General features: G+C 63.9%; 20 protein-coding genes. 7 read left to right on the forward strand and 13 right to left on the reverse strand.

The window, feature by feature from the left end:
- Window positions 1–261: 261 nt before the first annotated feature.
- Together H8A92_RS14405 and purB are read left to right on the forward strand one after the other, a co-directional pair.
- The gene (locus H8A92_RS14405) at window positions 262–1,152 is read left to right on the forward strand and encodes a hypothetical protein (protein WP_229196427.1); all 891 of its coding nucleotides are present in this window, start codon (window positions 262–264) and stop codon (window positions 1,150–1,152) included.
- Window positions 1,153–1,355: 203 nt separating this feature from the next.
- A complete protein-coding gene (gene purB, locus H8A92_RS14410; RefSeq protein ID WP_229196428.1) occupies window positions 1,356–2,786 on the forward strand; it encodes an adenylosuccinate lyase in 1,431 nt (476 codons plus the stop codon).
- A gap of 46 nt (window positions 2,787–2,832) precedes the next feature.
- Here purB and cynS read toward each other — a convergent pair whose 3' ends face one another.
- From cynS to H8A92_RS14445, 7 genes are all read right to left on the reverse strand, one after another.
- Complete coding sequence (gene cynS / locus H8A92_RS14415; RefSeq protein WP_163160216.1) at window positions 2,833–3,321, reverse strand: cyanase; 489 nt, start codon at window positions 3,319–3,321, stop codon at window positions 2,833–2,835.
- A gap of 61 nt (window positions 3,322–3,382) precedes the next feature.
- The gene (locus H8A92_RS14420) at window positions 3,383–4,309 is read right to left on the reverse strand and encodes an ABC transporter ATP-binding protein (RefSeq protein WP_229196429.1); all 927 of its coding nucleotides are present in this window, start codon (window positions 4,307–4,309) and stop codon (window positions 3,383–3,385) included.
- A gap of 2 nt (window positions 4,310–4,311) precedes the next feature.
- Entirely contained in the window at window positions 4,312–5,151 is an 840-nt protein-coding gene (gene ntrB / locus H8A92_RS14425) for a nitrate ABC transporter permease (RefSeq protein WP_229196430.1), read from the reverse strand.
- A 157-nt stretch (window positions 5,152–5,308) separates the two neighbouring features.
- Window positions 5,309–6,700, reverse strand: a complete 1,392-nt coding sequence (locus tag H8A92_RS14430) for a CmpA/NrtA family ABC transporter substrate-binding protein (protein WP_229196431.1) — start codon at window positions 6,698–6,700, stop codon at window positions 5,309–5,311.
- Window positions 6,701–6,806: 106 nt separating this feature from the next.
- Window positions 6,807–7,685 (reverse strand): sulfurtransferase, encoded by an 879-nt coding sequence (locus tag H8A92_RS14435; RefSeq protein WP_229196432.1) that lies wholly within the window; start codon window positions 7,683–7,685, stop codon window positions 6,807–6,809.
- A gap of 123 nt (window positions 7,686–7,808) precedes the next feature.
- Window positions 7,809–8,936: an acyl-CoA dehydrogenase family protein gene (locus H8A92_RS14440; protein WP_229196433.1), complete on the reverse strand. Its 1,128-nt coding sequence runs from the start codon at window positions 8,934–8,936 to the stop codon at window positions 7,809–7,811.
- Window positions 8,937–8,972: 36 nt separating this feature from the next.
- Window positions 8,973–9,515, reverse strand: a complete 543-nt coding sequence (locus tag H8A92_RS14445; RefSeq protein ID WP_229181473.1) for an OsmC family protein — start codon at window positions 9,513–9,515, stop codon at window positions 8,973–8,975.
- 255 nt (window positions 9,516–9,770) lie between these two features.
- Between H8A92_RS14445 and H8A92_RS14450 the strand changes: the two genes are divergently transcribed.
- The gene (locus tag H8A92_RS14450; RefSeq protein WP_229196434.1) at window positions 9,771–10,439 is read left to right on the forward strand and encodes a TetR/AcrR family transcriptional regulator; all 669 of its coding nucleotides are present in this window, start codon (window positions 9,771–9,773) and stop codon (window positions 10,437–10,439) included.
- Between the two features lie 74 nt (window positions 10,440–10,513).
- Here the strand turns inward: H8A92_RS14450 and H8A92_RS14455 are convergent, their stop codons facing one another.
- Window positions 10,514–11,005 (reverse strand): GlcG/HbpS family heme-binding protein, encoded by a 492-nt coding sequence (locus tag H8A92_RS14455; RefSeq protein ID WP_229196435.1) that lies wholly within the window; start codon window positions 11,003–11,005, stop codon window positions 10,514–10,516.
- Between the two features lie 268 nt (window positions 11,006–11,273).
- Here H8A92_RS14455 and H8A92_RS14460 point away from each other — a divergent pair, with 268 nt between their 5' ends.
- Window positions 11,274–12,587 (forward strand): GGDEF domain-containing protein, encoded by a 1,314-nt coding sequence (locus H8A92_RS14460; protein WP_229196436.1) that lies wholly within the window; start codon window positions 11,274–11,276, stop codon window positions 12,585–12,587.
- Here the strand turns inward: H8A92_RS14460 and H8A92_RS14465 are convergent.
- From H8A92_RS14465 to H8A92_RS14475, 3 genes are all read right to left on the reverse strand, one after another.
- Window positions 12,530–14,116, reverse strand: coding sequence for a tetratricopeptide repeat protein (locus tag H8A92_RS14465; RefSeq protein WP_229196437.1), 1,587 nt, complete (start codon window positions 14,114–14,116; stop codon window positions 12,530–12,532). The genes H8A92_RS14460 and H8A92_RS14465 overlap by 58 nt on opposite strands.
- Window positions 14,117–14,227: 111 nt before the next feature.
- On the reverse strand, window positions 14,228–14,956 hold the full coding sequence (locus H8A92_RS14470) for an SDR family oxidoreductase (RefSeq protein ID WP_229196438.1): 729 nt from the start codon (window positions 14,954–14,956) through the stop codon (window positions 14,228–14,230).
- Between the two features lie 93 nt (window positions 14,957–15,049).
- A complete protein-coding gene (locus H8A92_RS14475) occupies window positions 15,050–15,940 on the reverse strand; it encodes a LysR family transcriptional regulator (protein ID WP_229196439.1) in 891 nt (296 codons plus the stop codon).
- 86 nt (window positions 15,941–16,026) lie between these two features.
- Here H8A92_RS14475 and H8A92_RS14480 point away from each other — a divergent pair, with 86 nt between their 5' ends.
- The 3 genes from H8A92_RS14480 (at window position 16,027) to H8A92_RS14490 (ending at window position 18,750) form a co-directional block, all read left to right on the forward strand.
- Window positions 16,027–16,488 carry a PACE efflux transporter gene (locus H8A92_RS14480; protein WP_229196440.1) on the forward strand — a complete coding sequence of 154 codons (462 nt, stop codon included), beginning with the start codon at window positions 16,027–16,029 and terminating at the stop codon, window positions 16,486–16,488.
- Window positions 16,489–16,719: 231 nt separating this feature from the next.
- Window positions 16,720–17,946: an ABC transporter substrate-binding protein gene (locus tag H8A92_RS14485; protein ID WP_229196441.1), complete on the forward strand. Its 1,227-nt coding sequence runs from the start codon at window positions 16,720–16,722 to the stop codon at window positions 17,944–17,946.
- Window positions 17,947–17,979: 33 nt separating this feature from the next.
- Window positions 17,980–18,750: an SDR family NAD(P)-dependent oxidoreductase gene (locus H8A92_RS14490; protein ID WP_229196442.1), complete on the forward strand. Its 771-nt coding sequence runs from the start codon at window positions 17,980–17,982 to the stop codon at window positions 18,748–18,750.
- Between the two features lie 95 nt (window positions 18,751–18,845).
- On the opposite strand, the gene H8A92_RS14495 is transcribed toward H8A92_RS14490, so the two are convergent.
- On the reverse strand, window positions 18,846–20,549 hold the full coding sequence (locus tag H8A92_RS14495; RefSeq protein ID WP_229196443.1) for an adenylate/guanylate cyclase domain-containing protein: 1,704 nt from the start codon (window positions 20,547–20,549) through the stop codon (window positions 18,846–18,848).
- 412 nt (window positions 20,550–20,961) lie between these two features.
- Window positions 20,962–22,161 (reverse strand): TrmJ/YjtD family RNA methyltransferase, encoded by a 1,200-nt coding sequence (locus H8A92_RS14500; protein ID WP_229196444.1) that lies wholly within the window; start codon window positions 22,159–22,161, stop codon window positions 20,962–20,964.
- Window positions 22,162–22,395: the final 234 nt, after the last annotated feature.

Consider the following 22,395-nt stretch of genomic DNA (forward strand, 5'->3'; position numbering starts at 1 on the left):
ACTGCATCGTTTCGGGATCAATCCTCGACGTGGGACCTAACGACCCTCCCTAATTCGCACCCGAAATTCTCAATCCGCGCAAGGAAATTCGAATTCTCCCTTAGGGGCGAGTGAATAGCTTCACACAACCATTGTGTGAATCGGGCGTAGAAGACTACGCTCGCGCGCGCACGTTCATATCCATTCGATTCCGTTCCGCGCACGTCGATCCCCGCACCGATCATCAGAGGCGGCGTTTCGTCGCCATGGAGGATTTTCAGAATGCCGACCTGGCTGTTTTCCTTCCACAAGGGCGTCGGAAATAGTCCGCTGTTCTATTCGAACGTCTTCAACGGTCAGGCTTGGGGCGGCGACGTCCCGGTACCCGGCAACATCTGGATCAGCAACACGCCGGCGGCCGTCGTATTCAACGCCAACCTGTACGTGTTCTACCCGCTCAACCAGTCCCTCTATTACAAGGTCTATGACGGCGAGGTGTGGACGGCAGCAGCCCAGGTGCCCGGGACCGCCGGCGTGAACGCTGGAGTTGCCGCCGCCGTGTATGGCGGCCTGATCTATCTGATCTATTCAAATCCCGGCAGCACGGACCTGATGTACAAGACGTATGACGGCACTGACTTCGCGTCCGAGGTCAACGCCTCCGGCACCAACCACCTCAACTCGGTGGCCTACCAGAATGTGGATACGCCGGCCGCGGTCGTGCTTGGCGACACGCTCTACGTGTTCGGCCGTGGGCCCGGCTCCAGCGAACCGGGCAATTTGAACCGCTTCTGGTACGCGACCTTCGACCGCAGCACCTGGCGAAGCAATCCGGTTGCCGGCACGGAAGGCCTCAGCAACGGCCCGGGCGCCGCCCTGTACAAGAACTTGATCTACCTGTTCTTCAACGACCCCAGCGGTGTCTTCTTTTTCAAGAGGTTCGACGGCAACGAAGGCTGGGGGGCGGACCTCCAGGTCCCCGACACGCCGGGCAATTTCGGCAACGCCGCGCCGGTGGTCTTCAACGATACGCTGTACATCCTGCACCAGGGACCCAACGGCCAGTTCCTGTACAAGACGACGGACGGCGAGGACAACTGGACCAGCGACCTGGCCGTGCCGAACAGCGCGGGCATCAGCTGCGCACCAGCCGCCGTGGCGCTCACGCTCTGAGGCTGCCGCCGGGCGGCGCTGAACTGCCCGATCCCGATGATCATTGCGACGAGCGCCGCCCCGGATCCCCTGAGGCGGCGCTTTCGAGGATCTGGTATGGTGGGGCCAACACCGCAAGTCCGGCCAAGGCGCTATCAGACCTGACGATTCATGACAGCTCGCGACTTGCGGCCGGCCTCGGGCAATGCCAAGAGAGCGGAATCATGTCCCAAGATCACATTTCCAACGTCCTCGCCGAACGTTATGCCTCACCCGCCATGCGCGCCATCTGGAGTGGTGAAGGCAAGGTGCGCCTCGAACGCGACTACTGGATCGCCGTGCTGAAGGGCCAGCGCGATCTCGGCATTCCGGTTCCGGATGGCGTGATCGAGAGCTACGAGCGCGTCAAGGACCAGATCAACCTCAAGTCCATCATGCAGCGGGAGCGCATTACCCGCCACGACGTGAAGGCGCGGATCGAGGAGTTCTGCGAGCTGGCCGGTCACGAGCACCTGCACAAGGGCATGACCAGCCGCGACCTCACCGAGAACGTCGAGCAGCTACAGGTCTACCGCGCCCTGCAGCTGGTCGAGACCAAGAGCATCGCAGCGCTCATTCGGTTTGCGAAGCGCGCGAAGCAATTGCGCGACATCCCGTTTACCGCGCGCACCCACAACGTGGCCGCGCAGGTCACGACGCTCGGCAAGCGCATCGCCATGTCCGGCGAGGAGATGCTGCTGGGGCATCAGAGCCTGGTCAACGTGCTGCAGACCTACCCCGCCCGCGGTCTGAAGGGCGCGGTGGGTACCCGCCTCGACCAGATCACCCTGTTCAATGGCGATGCCGGCAAGGCACGGGACCTCGAGCAGCGCATCCTGGTTCACCTCGGCCTGCCGAAGGCGCTCGATGCCGTCGGCCAGGTCTATCCGCGCAGCCTCGACTTCCGTGCGGTCAGCGTGCTCACCGAGCTCGCCAGCGGGCCCGGCAACTTCGCCAAGACCATCCGCCTGATGGCGGGCCACGAACTCGCCAGCGAAGGTTTTGCCAAGGGCCAGGTCGGCTCCTCGGCGATGCCGCACAAGATGAACAGCCGCTCCTGCGAGCGCATCAACGGCCTGCATGTGATCCTGAAGGGCTATCTCGCGATGGCCGCAGGCCTCGCCGGCGACCAGTGGAACGAAGGCGACGTCTCCTGCTCCGTGGTCCGCCGCGTCATGCTGCCCGACGCCTTCCTCGCCATGGACGGCCTGCTCGAAACCCTCCTCACCGTGCTCGATCAGATGGAGGTGTTCGAAGCCGTCGTCGCGACCGAGCTGAACCGCTATCTGCCCTTCCTGCTGACCACCACGGTGATGATGGAAGCGGTGAAGAAGGGCGCCGGCCGCGAAGGCGCGCACGAGGCGATCAAGGAGCACGCCGTCGCCGCCACCGGCGACCTGCGCACCGGCAAGATCGTGCAGAACGATCTGCTGCAGCGCCTCGCCGCCGACCAGCGTCTAGGCCTCAGTGCAGCCGAGCTGCAGGCCGTGCTCGACCAGGGCCGCGCCAACTCCGGCGACGCCGCCGCCCAGGTCGACTACTTCGCCGAGCAGGTCGACGCCCTGGCGAAGGCCAAACCGGAAGCAGCGAGCTACGCGCCGGGCACGATTCTGTAGCCTTGGCGAAACAGCAAGGAGCGCGCGGCGTGTAGCGCTCGCGCCCTCATTCCTCCTTGAAGCCGTATTCCGGCACGTTGCCGCTGGCGCCGTAATATTTGTAAGGCAGGAACTTGCCGCTCATGGTGATCTTGACGCGGTCGCCCTTCGGGTTGGCGACGCGCTCCATTGCCATGTCGAAGTCGATCGCCGACATGATGCCGTCGCCGAACTCCTCCTCGATCAGCGCCTTCCAGGCCGGGCCGTTGACCATCACCATCTCGTAGAAGCGGTAGATCAGGGGATCGGTCGGCGGCATCGGCGTGCCGGTGCCGCGCATCGGCACCTCGTTGAGCATCGCGATCTCGGCTTTCGACAACCCGAACAGCTCGCCGGCATTCGCCGCCTGCGGCTTCGTCAGCTTCATCTGGCCGAGGATGGCGCCGACGATGAGGACCTCGGAATAGCCGCCGATCTTCTCGCAGATGTGTTTCCAGCTCCAGCCCTTCTCGCGCTTGATGTCGAGCAGCTTTTCGGTGAGGTCTTCGCGTTTCATGTCGGGTTCTCCCTTGTTCGTCGTGCCCGGACTTGTTCCGGGCATCCACGTCTTGGTTGACTCAGTGAGACGTGGATGGCCGGGACAAGCCCGGCCATGACGTCTGGTGGTGTAGCTCGGTCCCGGATGCGATCATCAGGTCCGGCAGGCCGGGCCGCACCGTCGGCACGTGGCGCGGATCGTGATCGGTCACCTCGGCGGCAAAGCTCTTGCTGCGGCTGACCAGGAAATCGACAATATGGTTGCGCAGCGCATAATAATAGGGATGGCGGTGCAGATCGATGCGGCCGCGCTCCTTCGGTAGCGGATTCTCGACGATCTCGGCCAGCACCGCGCCGGGACCATTGGTCATCAGGAAGATCTTGTCGGCGAGGAAGATCGCCTCGTCGACGTCATGGGTGATCATGAAAGTGGTCTGCCCGGTCTCCAGGCAGATGCGCCGCACCTCGTCCTGCAGCGTGCCGCGGGTCAGCGCGTCGAGTGCCGAGAACGGCTCGTCCATCAGCATGATCTTGGGTGTGATCGACAGCGCCCGCGCGATGCCGACGCGCTGTTTCATGCCGCCGGACAGCTCCGACGGATGCTTGTGCTCGGAGCCGGTCAGCCCGACCAGATCGATGAACCTCTGCGCGTGGGCCTTGACCCGCGCGCGGTCCCATTTGCGCCATTTCGAGCTGACCGCGTAGGCGACGTTGCCGAGCACGGTGCGCCACGGCAGCAGCGCGTGGCTCTGGAAGATCACGGCGCGGTCGAGGCTGGTGCCCTCGATGCCCTGCCCGTCGACGATGACGGTTCCCTCGCTCGGCTCGTCGAGGCCGGCGAGGATATTCAGCACCGTGGTCTTGCCGCAGCCGGAATGGCCGATCACGCAGCCGAACTCGCCGCGCGCCATCGACAGCCAGAAATCCTCGAACACCGTCGTGGTGCCGCCGCCGGCGCCGGGATAGCGCCGCGCGATGCCCTCGATGGAGATGAACTTGTCGGTCATCGCTACTCCGGAAACGTCACCATGCGCGTGAAGCGCGCCAGCACCTGATCGAGCAGCATGCCGACGAGGCCGATCAACAGGATCGCGATGATCACATTGGTGATCGACAGATTATTCCACTCGTTCCAGACGAAGTAACCGATGCCGGTGCCGCCGACGAGCATTTCGGCCGCGACGATTACGAGCCAGGCGATCCCGATCGAGATCCGCATGCCGGTCAGAATCGTCGGCGCCGCCGCCGGCAGGATCACGGTGAAGGCGCGCCTGACGGTGCCGACCTCGAGCGTGCGCGCGACATTGATCCACTCCTTGCGCACGCCGGCGACCCCGAACGCGGTGTTGAGCAGCATCGGCCACACCGAGCAGATGAAGATGACGAAGATCGCCGAGATCGAGGAGTCCTTGATGGTGTAGAGCGCCAGCGGCATCCAGGCCAGCGGCGAGATCGGTTTCAGCACCTGGATGAAGGGATCGAGCGCCTTGCTGATCAGGGGCGACATGCCGATCATGAAGCCGAGCGGAATCGCGACGATGACCGCGATCAGGTAGCCGAGCCCGACCCGCCCGATCGAATAGGCGAGCTGGATGCCGAGGCCCTTGTCGTTCGGTCCGTTGTCGTAGAACGGCCGCTTCAGATGCTCCCACAGCTTGGCGCCGACATCGAGCGGCCCCGGCATCGCCGACTTGCCCTGCGTCGCCGTCAGCCCCATCAGCCTGGCGTATTCCGGACTCATGTTCGCGGTCGCGCCGCCGCCGCGCGTCGCGAGATGCCAGATGCCGAGGAAGACGCCGAGCAGCGCGAGCGAGACGATGGCGGCGCGGAAGCGGAGGGAAAGGGTCACGTGGCGAGCTCCCTCAACACGTCGTCCCTGCGAAAGCAGGGACCCATACGCCGCGCTCTCGCGGTGAGGCACGCGGGGAGACGCCGTGCACAAACACCGAAAGTCGTGGTTATGGGTCCCGGCCTTCGCCGGGACGACGCGGATAGACTTCCTGTCCTCACGACGACTTCCTGATCTTGAAGCTCGCCAGATAATCGTCGGGCTTGGCCGGATCGAAACTTTTGCCCATCACCGAGAACGATTTGTACGCGGTCGGCGGTGGTGTCAGCCCCATCTCGGCCATCACCTTCTTGGTGTCGGTAGCAAGATAGACCTGCTCGGCGACCGCCTTGTAGTCGACGTCGCCCTTGATCTGGCCCCAGCGCTTCATCTGCGTCAGCATCCACACCGCGAAGGACTGCCAGGGGAACGGATCGAAGTCGACGCGCTTCGGATCTGTCTTCACGCCGCCGAGCCCGTCAGCATAGGTGCCGGTCAGCACCTGTTCCAGCACCGTCACCGGCGCGTTGATGTAGTTGGCCGGCGCGATCGCCTCCGCGATCTGCTTGCGGTTCTCTGCCTTTGCCGCATAGCCGGTGGCATCGACGATCGCGCGGGTCAGCGCCGCGAAGGAATTCGGCGCCGTGGTGATGAACTCGCGGCTCGCGGCAAAGCTGCAGCAGGGATGGCCGTCCCAGATCTCCTTGGAGAGAATGTGCAGGAAGCCGACACCGTCATAGATCGCGCGCTGGCAGATGTTGTCGGGCGCGAGGAAGCCATCGATGTTGTCGGCGCGCAGATTGGCGACCATCTCCGGCGGCGGCACCGAGCGGAGCTGCACATCGGTATCCGGATCGAGCCCGTGCTCGGCGAGGTAGTAGCGCAGCAAATAATTGTGCATGGAATAGTCGAACGGAATGGCGAACTTCATGCCCTTCCAGTCCTTCGGATCGCGCCTGTCCTTGTGCTTCATCGCCAGCGTGATGCCCTGCCCGTTGATATTCTCGATCGCGGGCACCGTGAACGGGATCGCGTTTGCGCCGAGCCCGAGCGAGATCGCGATCGGCATCGGCGCCAGCATGTGGGCGGCGTCGTATTCCTTGTTGATGGTCTTGTCGCGAATGACGGCCCAACCGGCGGTCTTCACCACCTCGACGTTGAGCCCCTGCTTGGCATAGAAGCCGAGCGGCGCCGCCATGATGATCGGGGTCGCGCAGGTGATCGGAATGAAACCGATCTTGAGGTCCTTCTTCTCCGGTGGACCGGCATCGGCGAACGCCTCCGTCGCCGTCTTCAACGGGAAGAATTGCGACAGCGCGGCGAGCGCGGTCGCGGCACCGACCGATTTCAGAAATGCGCGGCGCGCGACATCCTGTGGAAACACCGCCTGCATCACCGCCGAGGCGACGATGCCCTGGTAACGCTTCTCTTCACTGACATCGGCGACCGGCTCGGCGCGCAGTGTGCGCGCGACTTCATCGTGCTCGGCGGTCGAGCGATGCCGCCCACAGGCGCAGCCTGATCGTGAAAGATCACGGTCGGCGTCGAAGGGATCGTCTGACGTGGACATGCTGCGCCCCATTGTCGCACCGAAACGCCGAGAGCTCCGCGATCCGGTTCATTGATCGGCGTCCGGCCGCGTTTTGCGCCGCCGGACGCTGGGAAACATGCAGGTTCTATGCCGCTTTGCCCGTGACGACGGCAGCGGTCGGCAAGCCCTCGTCGATCGGCAGCGACGCGTCGCGCGACCACTCGTTCCAGGAGCCGAAATACATCCGCACGTCCTTTACGCCGGCGTTCTTCAACGCCAGGAAGGTGTTCGACGCGCGCGCCCCCTTGAAGCAGTAGAGATAGACCGGCGTGGTCTGCGAGATGCCGACGGTCGCGCATTCGGCAAGGATCTCATCCTTCGACTTGAAGCGCGGGCCCTCGCCGGTCGGCTTCATCATCCGGTACCATTCGAGCCAAACCGCGCCGGGAATGCGGCCCTTGCGCGGGCAGAAATCCCTACCATACGGAGAAGAGCTCTCACCGATCCACTCGTCGACGTCGCGCACGTCGAGGATCGCGACGCCGGGCTTGCCGACCGCCGCCAGCATCGCCTTGGCATCGATCATGATGTCGCCGGCCTCCGGCACGATCGCAAAGCCGGCCTTGATCGGCACGGCAACGTCCGTGGTGACCGGCAGGTCTGCCGCCTTCCAGGCATCGAAGCCGCCATGCAGCACCTTGATCTTGGGATAGCCGAGCATGGTCAGCAAATAGTAGCCGCGGCAGGACTGGCCGAAGCCGGAGTTCATCGACTGCTCGTAGATCACGGCGGTCTCCTTGCCGGAGAGACCGGCGGCGCCGAATGCATCGGCGAACTTGGTCTTCAGCTCGTGGATGCCTTCCGGCGTCGAGGTCGCAAGGAACGTGAAGATGTCATGCACGTTGACGGCACCGGGCAGATGGCCCGCCGCATAGGCATCCGGATTCCGCGTGTCGATGATGACACACGGCTCTTTCTTGACGAGCTCCGCAAGTTCGCCGGCGGTGATCAGAACGTCCGTCATGGCTCTCTCCTGTTTGTGGTTGCAGTTGTGGTGGTCCCGAACTGGTTTGAGCATGATCTCCGCGCAAACGCGTTCCGCGTTTGTCGCGAGGGAAAACCGGTTCCCACTTTTCCGGATCATGCTTCAGCCGTCCGCCAGCATCTTGCGCAGCTGCTTGGTGGCGGGCGTGACGATGGCGACGAAATAGGCTTCGCGCAGCCTCCGCTGGGCGCGATGGCTCATCAGGTAGCCGCGCGCGCCGCAATGGAGCATCGCGGCATGCGCGAACGCGACGCTGGCATCGCCGATCCGCAGACGCAGCGCGACGACACGGCGCCAGTAGCTGTCATCGGCATTGTAGGGATCGCCTGCCAGCGTCATCGCCTCCTTCTCGAGTTCGGCATAGAGCTCGCGGAATTGCAGCGGCTGCTGCGGCAGATAGCGGTTGACGTGACCGAGCGGGGCATGGACCTCGTCCATGATATTGATGCAGTCCTTCATCAGGCCGAGGCCCATGCCAGCCTGCAGCAGGATGAAGCCCGCACGAATTTTCTTCACGAACGGCGCGGCCGGCTCGGCCAGGATCAGTTCATCGGGCACGAACACGTCGCGGAACTGGACGCCGTAGGTGCCGGTGCCGTCCATCGCCAGGAACGGCTTGCATGGCGTCAGCGTGATCGCGGGATCGGAGCAATCGGCGAGGAACATCACGGTGCTGCTAGGTTCGCCCCTGGTGCCCTCGTCCTCGCGCTCGAAGATCGTGCCGAAGTAGTGGTCAGGGCCGAGATTCGACACCCAGGGCAGCGCGCCGCGCACGACGTAGCCGCCATCGACCTTCCGGCCCTTCAGCTTCAGCCGCTCGATGCCGAAGAAGCTCTTCATCGGGTTGGAGAGCCCGGTGCCGCCGAGCGCGCGCCCGCTGGAGAAGCAATTGCCGAAGCGCGCGGCGAGCTTCATGTTGGTGGAATTGGCGACGTACCATACCAGCGTGTTCTGGCACCACGCCATGAAGGCGGTGGCGCCGCAGACCTCGCCGAGCGCGGCCATCGACTGGATCGCCCAGCGCAGATCGGCGGGCCCCTCCTGCGGCACGTGGCTGCTCCACGCGCCGATCTTGCCGAGCCGACGCAGGAATTCGCCGGGATAGACCGAGCCGGCATCGATCGCGGACGCGAGCGGTGCCAGCTCCTGACGGGCGAGGCGCGCGACCTCGTCCGTGATGGTCGGTGCGGGATCTTGAGCTGCGACCCGCGATAAAGCCAGTGAACCCATGGTTGGTCTCCGCACCTGGAATTGCCGATTGGCGCCTTACGCGCTGACCTCGAGATTGACGGGGCGGGTGAAGGTGTTGGCGACCGGCGACCACTTCTTCACATGCGCCACCAGCGCGTCGATCTCGCCCCGCGAGACGCCCTCGCATTCCATGTCGACCTTGACGCGGACGTCGGTGAAGCCGACCGGCTTCTCGCTCACGTCGCCGGTGCCCCACACCGCTGTTATGTTGAGGTCACCTTCGAGCTCCAGCTCGAGCTTGTTGACGATCCAGCCGCGATGCACGGCGTTGGCGTGCAGGCCGACCGCGAGGCAGGAGCCGAGCGCGGCGAGCGAGGCTTCGGAGGGATTGGGCGCGGTGTCATCGCCGAGCAGGCCCGGCGGTTCGTCGACGATATAGGGCGCGAGGTTGCGGATGTAGTTGGCGTGGCGGAACTTGCCCTCGGCCACCGTCCTGCACTTCAAGGTCTTGATCACTTTCGGATTGGCCTTGCCGTTGGCAATGAGCTGCTCGAGCCCGCCTTTGTCGATCGGCGCGAGGCAGCCGGTCAGAGCGGTTTTTTGAGCGACAGCGGTCATCAGTTTTCTCCCTGGGAGCGATGGAAATGGTCAGGATACCGAACGGTCTGTTTCCTGCACGAAGCGTGCCAATCCTCCCGCAAATCAAAAGGTGAAATCGCGCAGGCGCTTAAGCGAGGCTGCCTGCGGATTGATCAGCGCCGGTCTGCTCAATCGCCCGGCAAATGCCGCGCGGCGGCGATTATTTTCAGCGCATGGATGCGGGCTTGAAGATGCAGCTTGATGATTTTGCCGCGCTCCGATTTACTGCCGCGCATGGTGGCCAAATCGCTTTCGAAGAAAAAACCTGCCGCGGCGTTCGCCGCCGGCGACGACGAATCGGCGCGCGGGCGCCTGCTCAATGCGGCGACGCATCTGTTCTGCAAGAACGGCATCAACGCCACCGGCATCGATGCGATCATCGACGAGGCCGGAACCGCCAAGACCACGCTCTACAAATTGTTCGGCTCGAAGACCAATCTGGTGCATGCGGTGCTGGAGAGCGAAGGCAAGCAGTGGCGCGAATGGTTCATCGGCGCGATCGAGGCCGGCGGCGGCGATCCGCAGACCAAGCTTTCGCGGATCTTCCCTGCCCTGAAGACATGGTTCGCCGAGGAACGCTTTTACGGCTGTCCCTTCATCAACGCGGTCGCCGAGCACGACAAGGATGCCAAGCAATTCCGCAACATCGCACTGAAGCACAAGAAGGTGGTGCTGGCGCATATCGAGAAGCTCGCCGCCGAGATGGGCGCGGCCGAGCCCACCGTGCTCGCGCATCAGCTGGCGCTGTTGATCGACGGCGCCATCGTCGCCGCCATGGTGTCGTGTGATCCGACCGTTGCCGATACCGCAGGCCTTGCCGCGGGCAATCTGTTCGCGCCGCCCAAGATCAAGAAGGCGAAGCCCGCCGGCCGCGCGGCGGAGCAACAGCTTCTCGCCGTGTAATGCCGAGGACGCCGCAAACCGGCGGCGCCCCCTGCTCTCACCACATGTTTTCCACTGAGGCCGCGGTGGCCGCGCTATTTCAGCGCGTCCGCCACCTTGGCAAGGCCGGCATTGGCGCAGACCTCATCCTTCTCGCCGCCGGGCGCGCCGGAGACGCCGACACCTCCGATCACCTCGGTGCCCGCCTTGATCGGCACGCCGCCGCCGACGCCGACGACATTGGGGATCTGCTTCAGGAAGGCGTTGGCCGGATCTTCCATCTGCTTCATCGTGGCAAGCGAGGTCTGGCTGCGGGTGCGCGCGGTGTAGGCCTTCATCCGCGCGAATTCCATCGTGTGCGGACCGGTGCCGTCGCCACGCACCGAGGCCGCGACATTGCCGCCCTTGTCGACGATCACGACCGACACCTTGTAACCATCCCTGGTGCACTGATCGAGCGCCGCCTGCATGATCGCGAGCGACATCGCCATCGAGACGTTCTTCTCGATCAGCGGCGCCTGCGCAAGCGCGGGCGCGGCGGCGAGCATGGTTGCGGATGCGATGAAAGCCAGACTGACACGACGCATGAGGAAGCCTCCCTGAAGAATGTTGTTGTGCGACCTTCTTGAACCCTTCCAAGCGCCGATTAATCCCGCCGTGGCGCGAAAATTACCCCCGGCCGAACCGATCGTCGCGACCGGCGACCGCGGCGCAGCCTCCGGCGGCAGTATTTCTGCTGCGCGATCGCCCGCCGGGTTTACCTGCCGTCAATCACGCCGCGCGATCCGCCCCGGCATTAAACGCCTGTTAGGTCCGGCCGGGTCAGTTGCCACGTGAAAGTACAGGGCAAGAACAATGCAGTCCGAAAAAGGACGATACAGCCAGCCGCGCTGGGGCGTGACGCGCTGGCTCGCCGACGCCGGACCGGGCGTGCCGGACGACATCCGCGCGGCGCTGATCGGGGATCTCTACGGCTCGCTGCCGGTGTTCGCGGCCGGCGCGGTCAATACGGTCGCAGTCGCGGCCGTGATTGCGATCCGCGAGCCGACCGCGCCGTTCATCACCTGGGTCGTCCTCGAACTCGTCATCTGCCTCTCGCGACTGACGGTGCTCGTGGTTGCGCATCGCGCGGCGCGCGAGCAGCGGCCGACCCCGACCGATCTGCACCTCGTGCTTGCGGTCGCCTGGAGCGCCAGCGTCGGCTTCGGCATTCTGATCAGTCTCGCAAGCGGCGACTGGGTGGTTGCGCTGCTGGCTTCGTTGTCGGCGGCCGCAATGGTCGGCGGCATCTGCTTCCGCAATTTCAGCGCGCCACGCCTCGCCGGAACCATGATCCTGCTCAGCCTTGGCCCGATCGTACCGGGAGCGGCCCTTGCCGGCGAACCGCTGCTCGTGATCGTCGTCATGCAGGTACCGCTGTATCTCACGGCGATGACGGTCGCGGCCTTCCGCCTCAACAAAATGCTGATTGCCACCATGCGCGCCGAGCGCGAGAACGGCCATCTTGCCCATCACGACACCCTGACCGGCCTGCGCAATCGCGCCGGCTTCGTCGCTGCGCTGAACGCGAAGCTGGCGGCCACTCGTGGAAACGGCGGACCGTTTGCGCTGCTGTTCTTCGACCTCGACAATTTCAAGCCGGTCAACGACACCTATGGGCATGCGGCCGGCGACCAGGTGCTGATGCTGGCGGCCGAGCGGCTGCGGCGCGCTTTGCCGGAGACCGCCGTGATCGCGCGGCTCGGCGGCGATGAATTCGTGGTGCTGGCGAACGGCGTCACCGCCGAGCAGGCGCTCGCGGTCGGCCATCGCATCATCCAGGCCGTCACGATGCCTTACCGGCTCGCCGACGGCATCTTCGCAAAGGTCGGCGTCAGCGTCGGTGTCGCGGTGTCGCCCGAACATGGCACCGAGGCCGAGGAACTGCTGGCGGTTGCCGATGCCGCGCTCTATGAAGCCAAGTCCGAAGGCAAGGCCCAGTGCCGCATGGCCTCCGTCGCCACCAATGTGGCGGCGCTGCGCCGGCTGACGAAGAAGGACCCGACGCCGGCGCTCGATCGCGGCGCCGCCTCAGGCGAGCGGCAGCGCCGCCCAGCGATCGGCAAACGCCGTCAGTGTCTTGTGTCGAGCTTGCGCAGCTCGGCATTGATCGGCGCCCATTCGACGTAGGTCTTCGGGCATCCGTCCGCGGCGAGGCGCAGCAGCCGAACGGCCTCGTCCGTCGCCCCCTTCGCCAGTGCCAACTCACCGCCATAGAAGTGGGCTTCGCAGAGCTGCCCTCTTGTCTTGACCGGATCGGCATCGTCGGCAGCCTTCACGACAGCCTCCAACGTTGCGGTGCCGAGGAACAACCGCACGATCGGCGCCGGCCATTGCGACATGTCAAGCCGCTTCGAGGCCTCGTCAAGCTCGCTCGGTTGGCCGGTCTTCAGACGCACGAGGTCGAGCCAGAGCTGCGTGTAGGAGTTTTTCCGGTCGAGCTCGCTTGCGCGGACCAGATCGTCGCGTGCCTCCGACAAGAGGCCGCCCTGGAAGTGAGCGACTGCGGCGACACGGTAGAGACCAGGTGCATTCGGAGCCAGCCGGATCCCCCGCTTGATATCGGATAGCGCGCGTTCGAGGTCGTCACGAGCGAGAAAGACGGCGGCACGCCCTTCATAAGGTCCGGGAGCTTTCGGACTAAGCCGGATCGCCTGATCAAAATCTGCCGAGGCCAGCTCCAAATCGCCCTTGGCGATGCGCGCGTGGCCACGACAGAGGAGCCCAGCCGCCGCCCCGCGTTGCCCGCCGATCGCGATCGCCCGATCGCAGTCGGCAATGGCACGGTCCACTTCGTCCTTGACTTCGTAGGCCCGCCCGCGACCGACATACGCGTCGACATTGTCCGGATGAAGTGCAATGACTTGGCTGTAGTCGGCGATCGCGCCATCGACATCCCTCCTCGTCATGTAGACGGCAGCGCGCGCCAGGTATGGTCTGGGATCCTTTGAATTGAACTGAATAGCCTGGTTGAGGTCGGCCAACCCGAGCGCAAAGTCGCCGTTGGAGATGTGCACGCAGCCACGGCAGAGGAGGCCCGCGCCGGAGCCGCGTTCCGGGCTGATCTCAATCGCGCGATTGCAGTCGGCAATGGCGCGCGCCGGTTCGCCCTTCAGGTCGTAGGCCTGCCCGCGGCCGAGATATGCGGCGACATTGTCCGGATGGATGAGAAGCACATGCCCATAGTCGGCGATCGCGCGGTCGGCGTCTCTCTTCATGATATAGGCGGCGGCCCGTCCCAGATATGCGTAGGCATCATTTGGATTGAGTTCTACGGCTCTGCCGAAGTCGGCAAGCGCCATATCGACATCGCCCTTCCGCTGATACGCCCATGCCCTGCGCACGAAGGCGATCTGATTGTTCGGATCGTGCTCGATGACGTGAGCGTAGTCTGCGATTGCCCGGTCCACCTCGCCCTTTTCAAGCAAGAACATGGCCCGCCGAAAATAGGCAAAGGTCGCACCCTGCAGATTGCCCGGTGTCGCCTCGATCACGGCCGTGCAACCCGCGATGCGATCATCCGGGCTGATATTTGCAGTCCCGTTGCACTTGGCCGCCAGCGAAAGCTGGGCACGGACCGCTGGAATCGGCGACAGCAATACGGCAAGTGCGATCATCATCGCCTTGGCGGCGAATCCAGGTTTAACCGGCTCTGTCACTTTGTCCCCCACGCCCACCGGGAAACTAGTAGCAAAGCCCCTGCCCGCAGCACAACCTTTCGTTGCCTGCGCCACAACGGCGGGCCGGCGACGGTATTGGCGCGATGTTGCCTACAGATCGAAATTCGTCGGCAGCATCACGACATCGCGGATGGTCATGCCGCGCGGCCGGGTCAGCATGAAGATCACGACTTCGGCGACTTCACTCGCTTCCAGCAGGCTTCCTGCCGCCTTCGCCTCCGCAAGCTTCTCGGGCGGCCAATCCGCCAGCAGCGCGCTGATCACGGGCCCGGGCGAAACCGAACCGACGCGGATGCCGTACTTGAAGACCTGGCGCCGAACCGTCTGCACGAAGCAGTTGATCGCCCATTTCGACGAGGCATAGACCGGCTCCCACGGCGTCGGGAAATGTGCGGCGAGCGAGCTGGTGACGATGATGTCGCCGGTCGCCCGCGCGATCATGTGCGGCAGCACGTCGTGGACGTTCTTCATCACGACGTTGACGTTGAGGTTCAGCATCCGGTCGATCGCGCTTGTCTCGGCATCGACGAGGTCGCCGCCGACATAGATGCCGGCATTGGCGTGCAGGATATCGAGCTGGCCGGCCTTCTCGAGCACCTGCGGCAGCAGCGTCGCGCAGGCCTGCGGGTCGAGCAGGTCGAGCACCAGCGGGATCACCGCATTGCCGTGCTTGTCGGCGAGTGCCTCGAGCGCGGCCGCATCGCGATCGACCATCACCACGCGCGCGCCTGCCGCGAGCATCGCCTCGCTGCTCGCAAGTCCGATGCCTGACGCCGCCCCGGTCACGGCCGCGACCTTGCCTTCCAATTGCTTCGCCATCGTCTCCACCTCGTCAGGTCAGTGCGGCAGGCATGGCAACACATCGCGGCCGCGATGTCAGCTCACCATGCCATGAGCGACGCGCCTGTCCCGTCACATGCGAAGCATCGGCGGTCGCGTGGCGAAACGACGACGCAGCCACTTTGCCGCCGGTCCCACCGGCCGCTGCTTGTGCCAGACCACTTCGAGCGCGACGGGATGCGCGCCCTCGTCGAACTCCAGTTCGGGAATGGCCAGGTCCTCGGCGACCTGCGAACTCGCCATGATGTGGGCCGGGATCAGCGCCCAGCCGACGCCCTGCTTGAGGATCTGCAGGATCACCCAATGGCTCTCGACCCACCACACCTCGGCTGCGACCCGAAGCCTGTGCCGCTCGGTGCCTTCGTTGCGCACCGTGACCATGATCTGGCGATGCCGCTTCAGCTCCTCCCAATCGACCCGCCCATGCGCCAGAGGGTGGTTCTTGCCGCATACGAGCTGCAACGGCACCCAGCCGATGGTCTTGAAGCCGAGCTCGGGCGGCAGCTGCTCCTGCCGCCACATCACGCCGACATCGGCCTTGCCGTCGAGCACGAGACGACTGACATCCTCCATGATCGGAAACAGCAGCTCCAGCTCGACATGGGGAAATCGCTCCGCGAATTCCGCAAACAGCTCGCCCACCGCGCTCTCCGGATACAGCTCGTCGATCGCCACCACCAGGCGCTTCTCGACATGCGCCTCGAAACTGCTGGCGACACCGATCAGGTGCTCGCGGCGGTCGAGGATCAGCTTTGCTTCCGGCAACAGCCGCGCGCCCGCTTCGGTCAGCACCGGGTTGCGACCGGCCCGGTCGAACAGCGTAACGCCGAGGTCGGTTTCCAGGTTGGCGACATGCGTGCTGACCGCCGACTGCGCCTTCTTCAGAAGCCGTGCCGCACCGGAAAACGAGCCCTGCTCGGCCGCCGCCACGAAGGATTCGAGCTGGTCCATGGAAACGGTCATCTATCTCTTTTCCAGATATTACATAACTTTGTAATCCCACAATATCAGATAGAAATCCGGTCACAACGACAAGAAAGGGTTTCAAAATGTCTATGCGTTCCTTCTCCGACCGGGTCAGGCACGCAGTCCTGTTCGAACTGATCGGTATCGCCATCTTCACGCCGGCGGCCGCCTGGCTATTCAATCAGCCGGTCGCGCACATGGGCGTCATCGGCGTCGTCTCGGCGACGGTGGCGACGATCTGGAACTTGCTGTTCAACCTCGGCTTCGACCATGCGCTGGTCCGCTTCACCGGCCGTGTCGCCAAGACCATGCCGGTCCGCGTCGCACACGCGATGCTGTTCGAGGCCGGCCTGATCGTGCTGCTGATCCCGTTCGTCGCCTGGTATCTCGGCGTCTCGCTGTGGGCCGCGCTGATGATGGATATCTCCATCGTGGCGTTCTATCTGGTCTACGCGTTCGTGTTCAACATCGCCTACGACCGCGTCTTCCCGGTGCGCGAGCTCGGCCCGCACGGTCGCGCGGCGAGCCGGGCCCTGCCGGCCTGATCGGCCTCTGCATTCGGCGGGGTGGATCACTCGATCCGCCGCGCTCCGCACCCTGACACCGCGCCAATATTCCTGAAGGTAGCGCCTGCACACAAGTTCCGCCGTGCCGCACACTTAAACTGGTTTGATCCGGATCAAGCATCATGGAATGCTTGACGCCGAGATGCCCGTCAGAGGCTGCCAAACGGCCAACAATGCCAAAACGGCCAACAAGAAGAAGCGGAGGACGCAATGACAAGCAACCGTTCACCCCGGCCGACCCGCCGTGATCTCATCAAGGGTACTGCTGCCACGTCAGCCGCGCTGCTGCTCGGCAGGCCCGCGATCGCCAAAGGCAAGACCGAGATCGTCATCGGCAACATCGACGCCTATTCGGGACCGGCTGCGGTCTATTCGTCGATCGGCCGCACGCCCGGCGGCTATTTCAAGATGATCAACGAGCAAGGCGGCATCAACGGCCGCATGATCAAGTACATCACCTATGACGACGCCTACAGCCCGGCCAAGACCGTGGAGCAGGCGCGCAAGCTGGTCGAAGGCGACGAGGTCGATGTCCTGTTCTCGCCGCTCGGTGCGCCCACCAATGCCGCGATCATGAAATACATGAACCAGAAGAAGGTCCCGCACCTCTTCATCGCCTCGGGTGCCACCAAGTTCGGCGACTACAAGAATTTCCCGTACACGATGGGCTTCATGCCCTGCTACCAGATCGAGGGGCGCACCTTCGCGCAACACGTGCTGGCGACGCAGCCGGACGCGAAGATCGGCATCATCTACCAGAACGACGACTTCGGCCGTGACGTGTTGAAGGGTTTCAAGGACGGGCTCGGCGCCAAGACATCCTCGATCGTAGCCGAGCTGTCCTATGAGACCTCGGATCCGACCATCGACAGCCAGGTGGTGCGATGCAAATCCGCCGGCGCCACCGTGTTCATGAGCATGACCACGCCGAAATTCGCAGCGCAAGGCATCAAGAAGATCGCCGAGCTGAACTGGCAACCGACGCACTATATCGGCAACAACGCGTCGTCCGCGGGCTCGACCCTGAAGGCTGCGGGCTTCGACATCTCCAAGGGCGTCATCTCGAGCGCCTACATGAAGGACCCCGTCGATGCCGCCTGGGACGGCGATCCCGCGGTCGTGAAATGGCGCGCCTTCCTCGACAAATACGATCCGGCGGCCGCCAAGAACGACATCTACGCCGCGATCGCCTATGTCGTCAGCCAGGTGATGGTTCAGGTGCTCAAGCAGTGCGGCGACGATGTCTCGTCCGAAAGCATCATCAAGCAGGCGGCTAACCTGAAGGATTTCGAATCCGACCTCTTGCTGTCAGGCATCAAGGTCAACACCTCGCCGACCGACCACTACCCGCTGGAGCAGTTGCAGCTGGTCCGTTTCAACGGCGAACGCTACGAAATCCTGGGGCCAGTGATCGACGGCGGCATCTCGAAGGCGTGATCGCGATCGAGAGGAAGCGCGAAAGGAGTTTTCATGGCAGGCATTCTGGACGGCAAGGCTGCATTGGTGACGGGTGGCGGCTCCGGCATCGGTCGGGCAACGGCGATTGCCATGGCGCGCGAAGGCGCGCGCGTCGCGGTGTCCGACCTGTCAAAGGACGGCATCGATGAGACGGTCGCCCTCATCAACGCCGCGGGCGGCCAATCGATCGCGATCCGAGGCGACGTCACCGACGAGGCTGAGGTCGCCAACATGGTAGCGCGCACGGTATCGGCGTTTGGGCGCATCGATTGCGCGTTCAACAATGCCGGCGTGGCCGGACGATCCGTCGGCCCGCCCGGCCAGCGCATCCATGAGCTCACGCAGCCCACCGTGGCGAAGATGTTCTCGGTGAATCTGATGGGCGTGTTCCTGTGCCTGAAATACGAAATCGCGCAGATGCTGAAGCAGGGTGGCGGCGGCGCGATCGTCAACACCGCCTCGATCGCCGGGCTGGTCGGTCTCGCCACGTCGGGCCACTACGTGGCGACCAAGCACGGTGTCGTCGGGCTGACCAAGTCGGCCGCGATCGAATACGCCCAGGACGGCATCCGCGTGAATTGCGTCAATCCCGGATACATCAAGACGCCGATGACCAGGGAGACGATGGACGAACGTTACGACGAAATCATCGCCAAGGTGCCGGTCCGTCGCCTGGGCGTGCCCGAGGAAATCGCGGAGGCCGTGGTTTGGATGTGCTCGGACAAGGCGTCCTTCATGACGGGCGCATCGCAGGTGATCGACGGCGGCTACAGCGCCGCCTGATCTTCTGAAGAACCCTCAGGCGAAGGAAATCGAAGTCAGGGATCAGGACTGTCGCGCAAAGGAATTTCTGCCGAACGCGCAAGCCGACATCCCCGCTACTTTTTCAGATGGTGCCAAATCCCGTCCCAGGCGGGTCCCGGCGGGTCGGAGCGCAACAGACCGATCCGTTGCAAGAAGGCTTGCGCCGGTCCGTCGTCGGGCGCGATCTGCAAGCACTCTTCGATCGCAGCCAGCGCGCCGTCCCAATCCTGCTTGCGATAGGCGACGAGGACAGCTGCAAACTTTTCGCGCAATTCGCTCTGAGCGGGCTCGAGCTGTCCGGCTGGCGCCATGAGCTCGTAGATGCGGACCGGCTCTGTCTTGCCGGCCACCGTGATGAAGTCGAGCTCTCGCGCCTCAATGTCGGCTTGGGCAAGCCGATAGGTTTCCTCGCTGATCAGGATCAGGGTGCCGTACACCTTGTTGAGCCCCTCCAGCCGCGACGCCAGATTGACGCTGTCGCCGATGACCGTATAAGAGCGCGCCGCCTCTGATCCGATCGTCCCGACGACGGCATCACCCGTGGCGATACCCATCCGGATCACGAGTTCGGGCGCATTCCGCCGCATGCCGGTTATTTCAGGCAATCGCGACCGGAGGACCGAAACGGCTTGCTGCTGTGCAAGGGCGGCGCAGCACGCATCGCGGGCATGATCGTCTCCTCCCGAGAATGGGGCGACCCAGAACGCCATCACGGCATCCCCGATATATTTGTCGATGATCCCGCGGTTGGCGTGAATGACATTTGCGATCGTACCGAAATACTCATTGAGAAGATTAACGATGGTTCCGGCCGTGAGCTGCTCACTGATGCCTGTAAAATGCTTGATGTCCGAGAAGAAGATCGAGAGGTTACGTCGCTCGGCCTGATCGGCCCCGCTGGCGATCAACCGGCTGACAAGCCTGGGGTCGAGGAATTTCCCGAACGTATCCTTCAGCCGGTCGCGTTCGCGCAGCTCCTCGAGCATGCGATTGAAGGCTTGTGCCAATTCGCCGACCTCGTCTCGGGTACGGATCGAGACCGGTTGGACATCGCCCCCAACCTCAACAGCCCTGGTACTCGCAACGAGTTGTCGCAAGCCGGCAACGACGCGCGTCGACCCGACTGCGCTGATGCCAAGGCCGAGAGCGCAAGCCGCGACGAACAACGCGAAGCTCAGATAAGCGTTGAGCCGCTGTCGCCCAAGCACTGTGTTCGTCGATCGACTCGTCAGATTGCTTAGATCGTGACGGATTTGCGAGAGGTCGGGACCAAAAGCCTGGGCGAACCGGGCGAACCCGAGAGAAGTCTGCCGAGCTTCATCGCGCCTGCCTGCCTGGGCCGCAGCCAGCGTCGTCTCCCCGACCGTAATGAATTCTTCCAGGCTTCGCTCGAGATATTTGAGGACTCCGCCGATCCGCGCCAGCTCGATGCGATCATTGGCTTCGTAGCTCGTGTCCCGAATGGCTTTCGCTACCAAGGCGTCGCTCGTTGTCACGGTGCTCCGCATTTCGTCCGCCAGCGCCTTTATCTCCGCTGCGGCGGTCTTATGTTCGTCGGGAGTGAAGTCCGAGCGCAGCACGCGCAGGATTCGAAGCTCATATCTGTCGGTATCGACGTCGAGTTCAGCGATCAGATTGGATAACGGCAGCTCATATTGGTAGATGTTCGCGAGCTGATCGCGATCGAGCTTTTGAGTGTATGCCAGCGCGCCGACGACGGCCCCAAACAACGCTAACAGGATACCGGCAAGCAGAAAGAATTTCTTTCGAATGGTCATGGACGCTATTGCCCCCGCAACTCGCAGCGAGACGAGCGGTCAATCGCTTTCAGGTCCAACCACCGCGGCACCACGCGGTCCAACGGCATTAGATCGGCCGACGGAGGCCGACTCAAGGTTAAAGTTGGCTTCCCTCACGCGCCGATCACCGAGTTGAAAAGCAAAGCTCGGACAGATCGTGTCGCGAGAATGCCGGTGCATGATCAGAAGCCTTGCAACACATTCGGCGTCGTCCTGGCGAAAGCCAGGACCCATTACCCCGAATGCCGGTTGTTGCACGACGCTGGGGCCGCGATCCCATTCACAATCCAATGGGGTGGTTATAGGTCCTGGCTTTCGCCAGGACGACGCATGGAAACAGTCGCGTCCTCAATCGCCGTCTTGCCCCGCGGACCAAGACGCTACGAAAAACTCACCGCTCCTGCTGAAGCCCCGCCTCCAGCCGCGCCAGCTCGCCGTCGAGGTCGCGCTCGACATCGGCAACCTGCATGTCGACCACCCGGTAGTCGCGCGCCTCGAGCCAGGCGCGGCGCTTGGCGCGGTCGGCGGCGATAGCCTCGCTCTCGCCGGGATTGACCAGCTCGATTGCGGTCCGGTGCACGAAGGAGACGAAGTCCGGAATGTGGCGGCCGACCGGGGTCTGGCGCTTGAACTGGCCGGCGAAACGGCGGTCCCGGGTCAGCGCCTGCCACAGGATCCGCTCGGCGTCGGTCGGGTTGCGGCGGAGCAGCCGGGCGAGCCCTCGCACCGTGCTGGAATTGTCGGCGACCGCGCCGCCCCCTCCCTGCTCGGCGAGCAGCGCCCGCAGCCGCGTGGCCTGGGCACCGTCGAGCACGCCGCCCTTGGCGGGACCCTTGCGGCCCTCGGCGATCGCCATCACCACGCCGTGCAGCGTGTGCATGTCCTGCTTGGTCGGGTCCATCCGGGTGAAGATGTTGCGCAGGTTGACCAGCATGGTGTCGCGCTTCTCGGCCGGCCGCAGGAACTCGACCTTGTCGAGCTCGGCGACGAGGTTGTCGAAGAAGGCCTGCATCTGGTGCTGGGAGGCCGGCTCGGACCGTTCGGGCATTGCGAACGGCAGCGCGCCCGCGGTCGAAAGCTTGAACCATTCGTAGCCCATCAAGAGCACTGCCTGCGCCAGATTGAGCGAAGCGAAGCCCGGGTTGACCGGGAACGTGATGATGCGGTTGGCGAGCGCGACCTCGTCGTTGGTCAGGCCGGAGCGCTCCCGCCCGAACAGGATGCCGGCCCCGCCGCCGGATGCGACATGGCGGACGATCTCGCCCGCTGCGCCTTCCGGCCCCACCACCGGCTTGGCCTGGTCGTGGGCGCGGGCGGTGGTTGCAAACACCAGCGTGAGATCGGCGATCGCCTGCTCGACGGTGTCGAACAGCTCGACCGAACCGATGATGTGGTCGGCGCCGGCGGCGGCACGCTCGGCAGCGATGTTCGGCCAGCCGTCGCGTGGGTTGACGATGCGCATCCGGGTCAGCGCGAAGTTGCCCATCGCGCGTGCGGCCATGCCGATGTTCTCGCCAAGCTGCGGCTCGACCAGGATGACGACGGGACCGGCAAGGTCGTGGCCTGCCTTGGTCTTGTCGGTGCCGGACATCTCACTTCACTTTCTGATTCAACATCTGAAGGTTTTGAATCAGCTTCCGAAGCGGCTGATTCAAAATCTCATCCTGGAGCTCGCAACCAGCTTTGCACCGGTTTCGTGCAGGGCGAATTTCTCCAAGGAGATAACAGGGTTAGAGGCGATTGCGAATCCTCAATCGGAATCCCGATCGCGCAGAACCAAGGCTGCCGCTTGCGCGCGCTTCGCTTTCGGATAGGCTATCAACCA

This window comes from Bradyrhizobium acaciae (assembly GCF_020889785.1).
Classification (GTDB): domain Bacteria; phylum Pseudomonadota; class Alphaproteobacteria; order Rhizobiales; family Xanthobacteraceae; genus Bradyrhizobium; species Bradyrhizobium acaciae.

Excerpts from the sequence above, each read along its gene's own strand:
- H8A92_RS14405 (WP_229196427.1), top strand. The coding sequence starts at position 262 with ATGCCGACCTGGCTGTTTTCCTTCCACAAGGGCGTCGGAAATAGTCCG.
- purB (WP_229196428.1), top strand. The coding sequence starts at position 1,356 with ATGTCCCAAGATCACATTTCCAACGTCCTCGCCGAACGTTATGCCTCA.
- H8A92_RS14420 (WP_229196429.1), bottom strand. The coding sequence starts at position 4,309 with ATGACCGACAAGTTCATCTCCATCGAGGGCATCGCGCGGCGCTATCCC.
- H8A92_RS14440 (WP_229196433.1), bottom strand. The coding sequence starts at position 8,936 with ATGGGTTCACTGGCTTTATCGCGGGTCGCAGCTCAAGATCCCGCACCG.
- H8A92_RS14500 (WP_229196444.1), bottom strand. The coding sequence starts at position 22,161 with ATGTCCGGCACCGACAAGACCAAGGCAGGCCACGACCTTGCCGGTCCC.
- H8A92_RS14460 (WP_229196436.1), top strand. The coding sequence starts at position 11,274 with ATGCAGTCCGAAAAAGGACGATACAGCCAGCCGCGCTGGGGCGTGACG.
- H8A92_RS14495 (WP_229196443.1), bottom strand. The coding sequence starts at position 20,549 with ATGACCATTCGAAAGAAATTCTTTCTGCTTGCCGGTATCCTGTTAGCG.
- H8A92_RS14480 (WP_229196440.1), top strand. The coding sequence starts at position 16,027 with ATGTCTATGCGTTCCTTCTCCGACCGGGTCAGGCACGCAGTCCTGTTC.
- H8A92_RS14450 (WP_229196434.1), top strand. The coding sequence starts at position 9,771 with ATGGTGGCCAAATCGCTTTCGAAGAAAAAACCTGCCGCGGCGTTCGCC.
- H8A92_RS14475 (WP_229196439.1), bottom strand. The coding sequence starts at position 15,940 with ATGACCGTTTCCATGGACCAGCTCGAATCCTTCGTGGCGGCGGCCGAG.
- H8A92_RS14430 (WP_229196431.1), bottom strand. The coding sequence starts at position 6,700 with ATGTCCACGTCAGACGATCCCTTCGACGCCGACCGTGATCTTTCACGA.
- cynS (WP_163160216.1), bottom strand. The coding sequence starts at position 3,321 with ATGAAACGCGAAGACCTCACCGAAAAGCTGCTCGACATCAAGCGCGAG.
- H8A92_RS14455 (WP_229196435.1), bottom strand. The coding sequence starts at position 11,005 with ATGCGTCGTGTCAGTCTGGCTTTCATCGCATCCGCAACCATGCTCGCC.
- H8A92_RS14445 (WP_229181473.1), bottom strand. The coding sequence starts at position 9,515 with ATGACCGCTGTCGCTCAAAAAACCGCTCTGACCGGCTGCCTCGCGCCG.
- H8A92_RS14485 (WP_229196441.1), top strand. The coding sequence starts at position 16,720 with ATGACAAGCAACCGTTCACCCCGGCCGACCCGCCGTGATCTCATCAAG.
- H8A92_RS14470 (WP_229196438.1), bottom strand. The coding sequence starts at position 14,956 with ATGGCGAAGCAATTGGAAGGCAAGGTCGCGGCCGTGACCGGGGCGGCG.
- H8A92_RS14435 (WP_229196432.1), bottom strand. The coding sequence starts at position 7,685 with ATGACGGACGTTCTGATCACCGCCGGCGAACTTGCGGAGCTCGTCAAG.
- H8A92_RS14490 (WP_229196442.1), top strand. The coding sequence starts at position 17,980 with ATGGCAGGCATTCTGGACGGCAAGGCTGCATTGGTGACGGGTGGCGGC.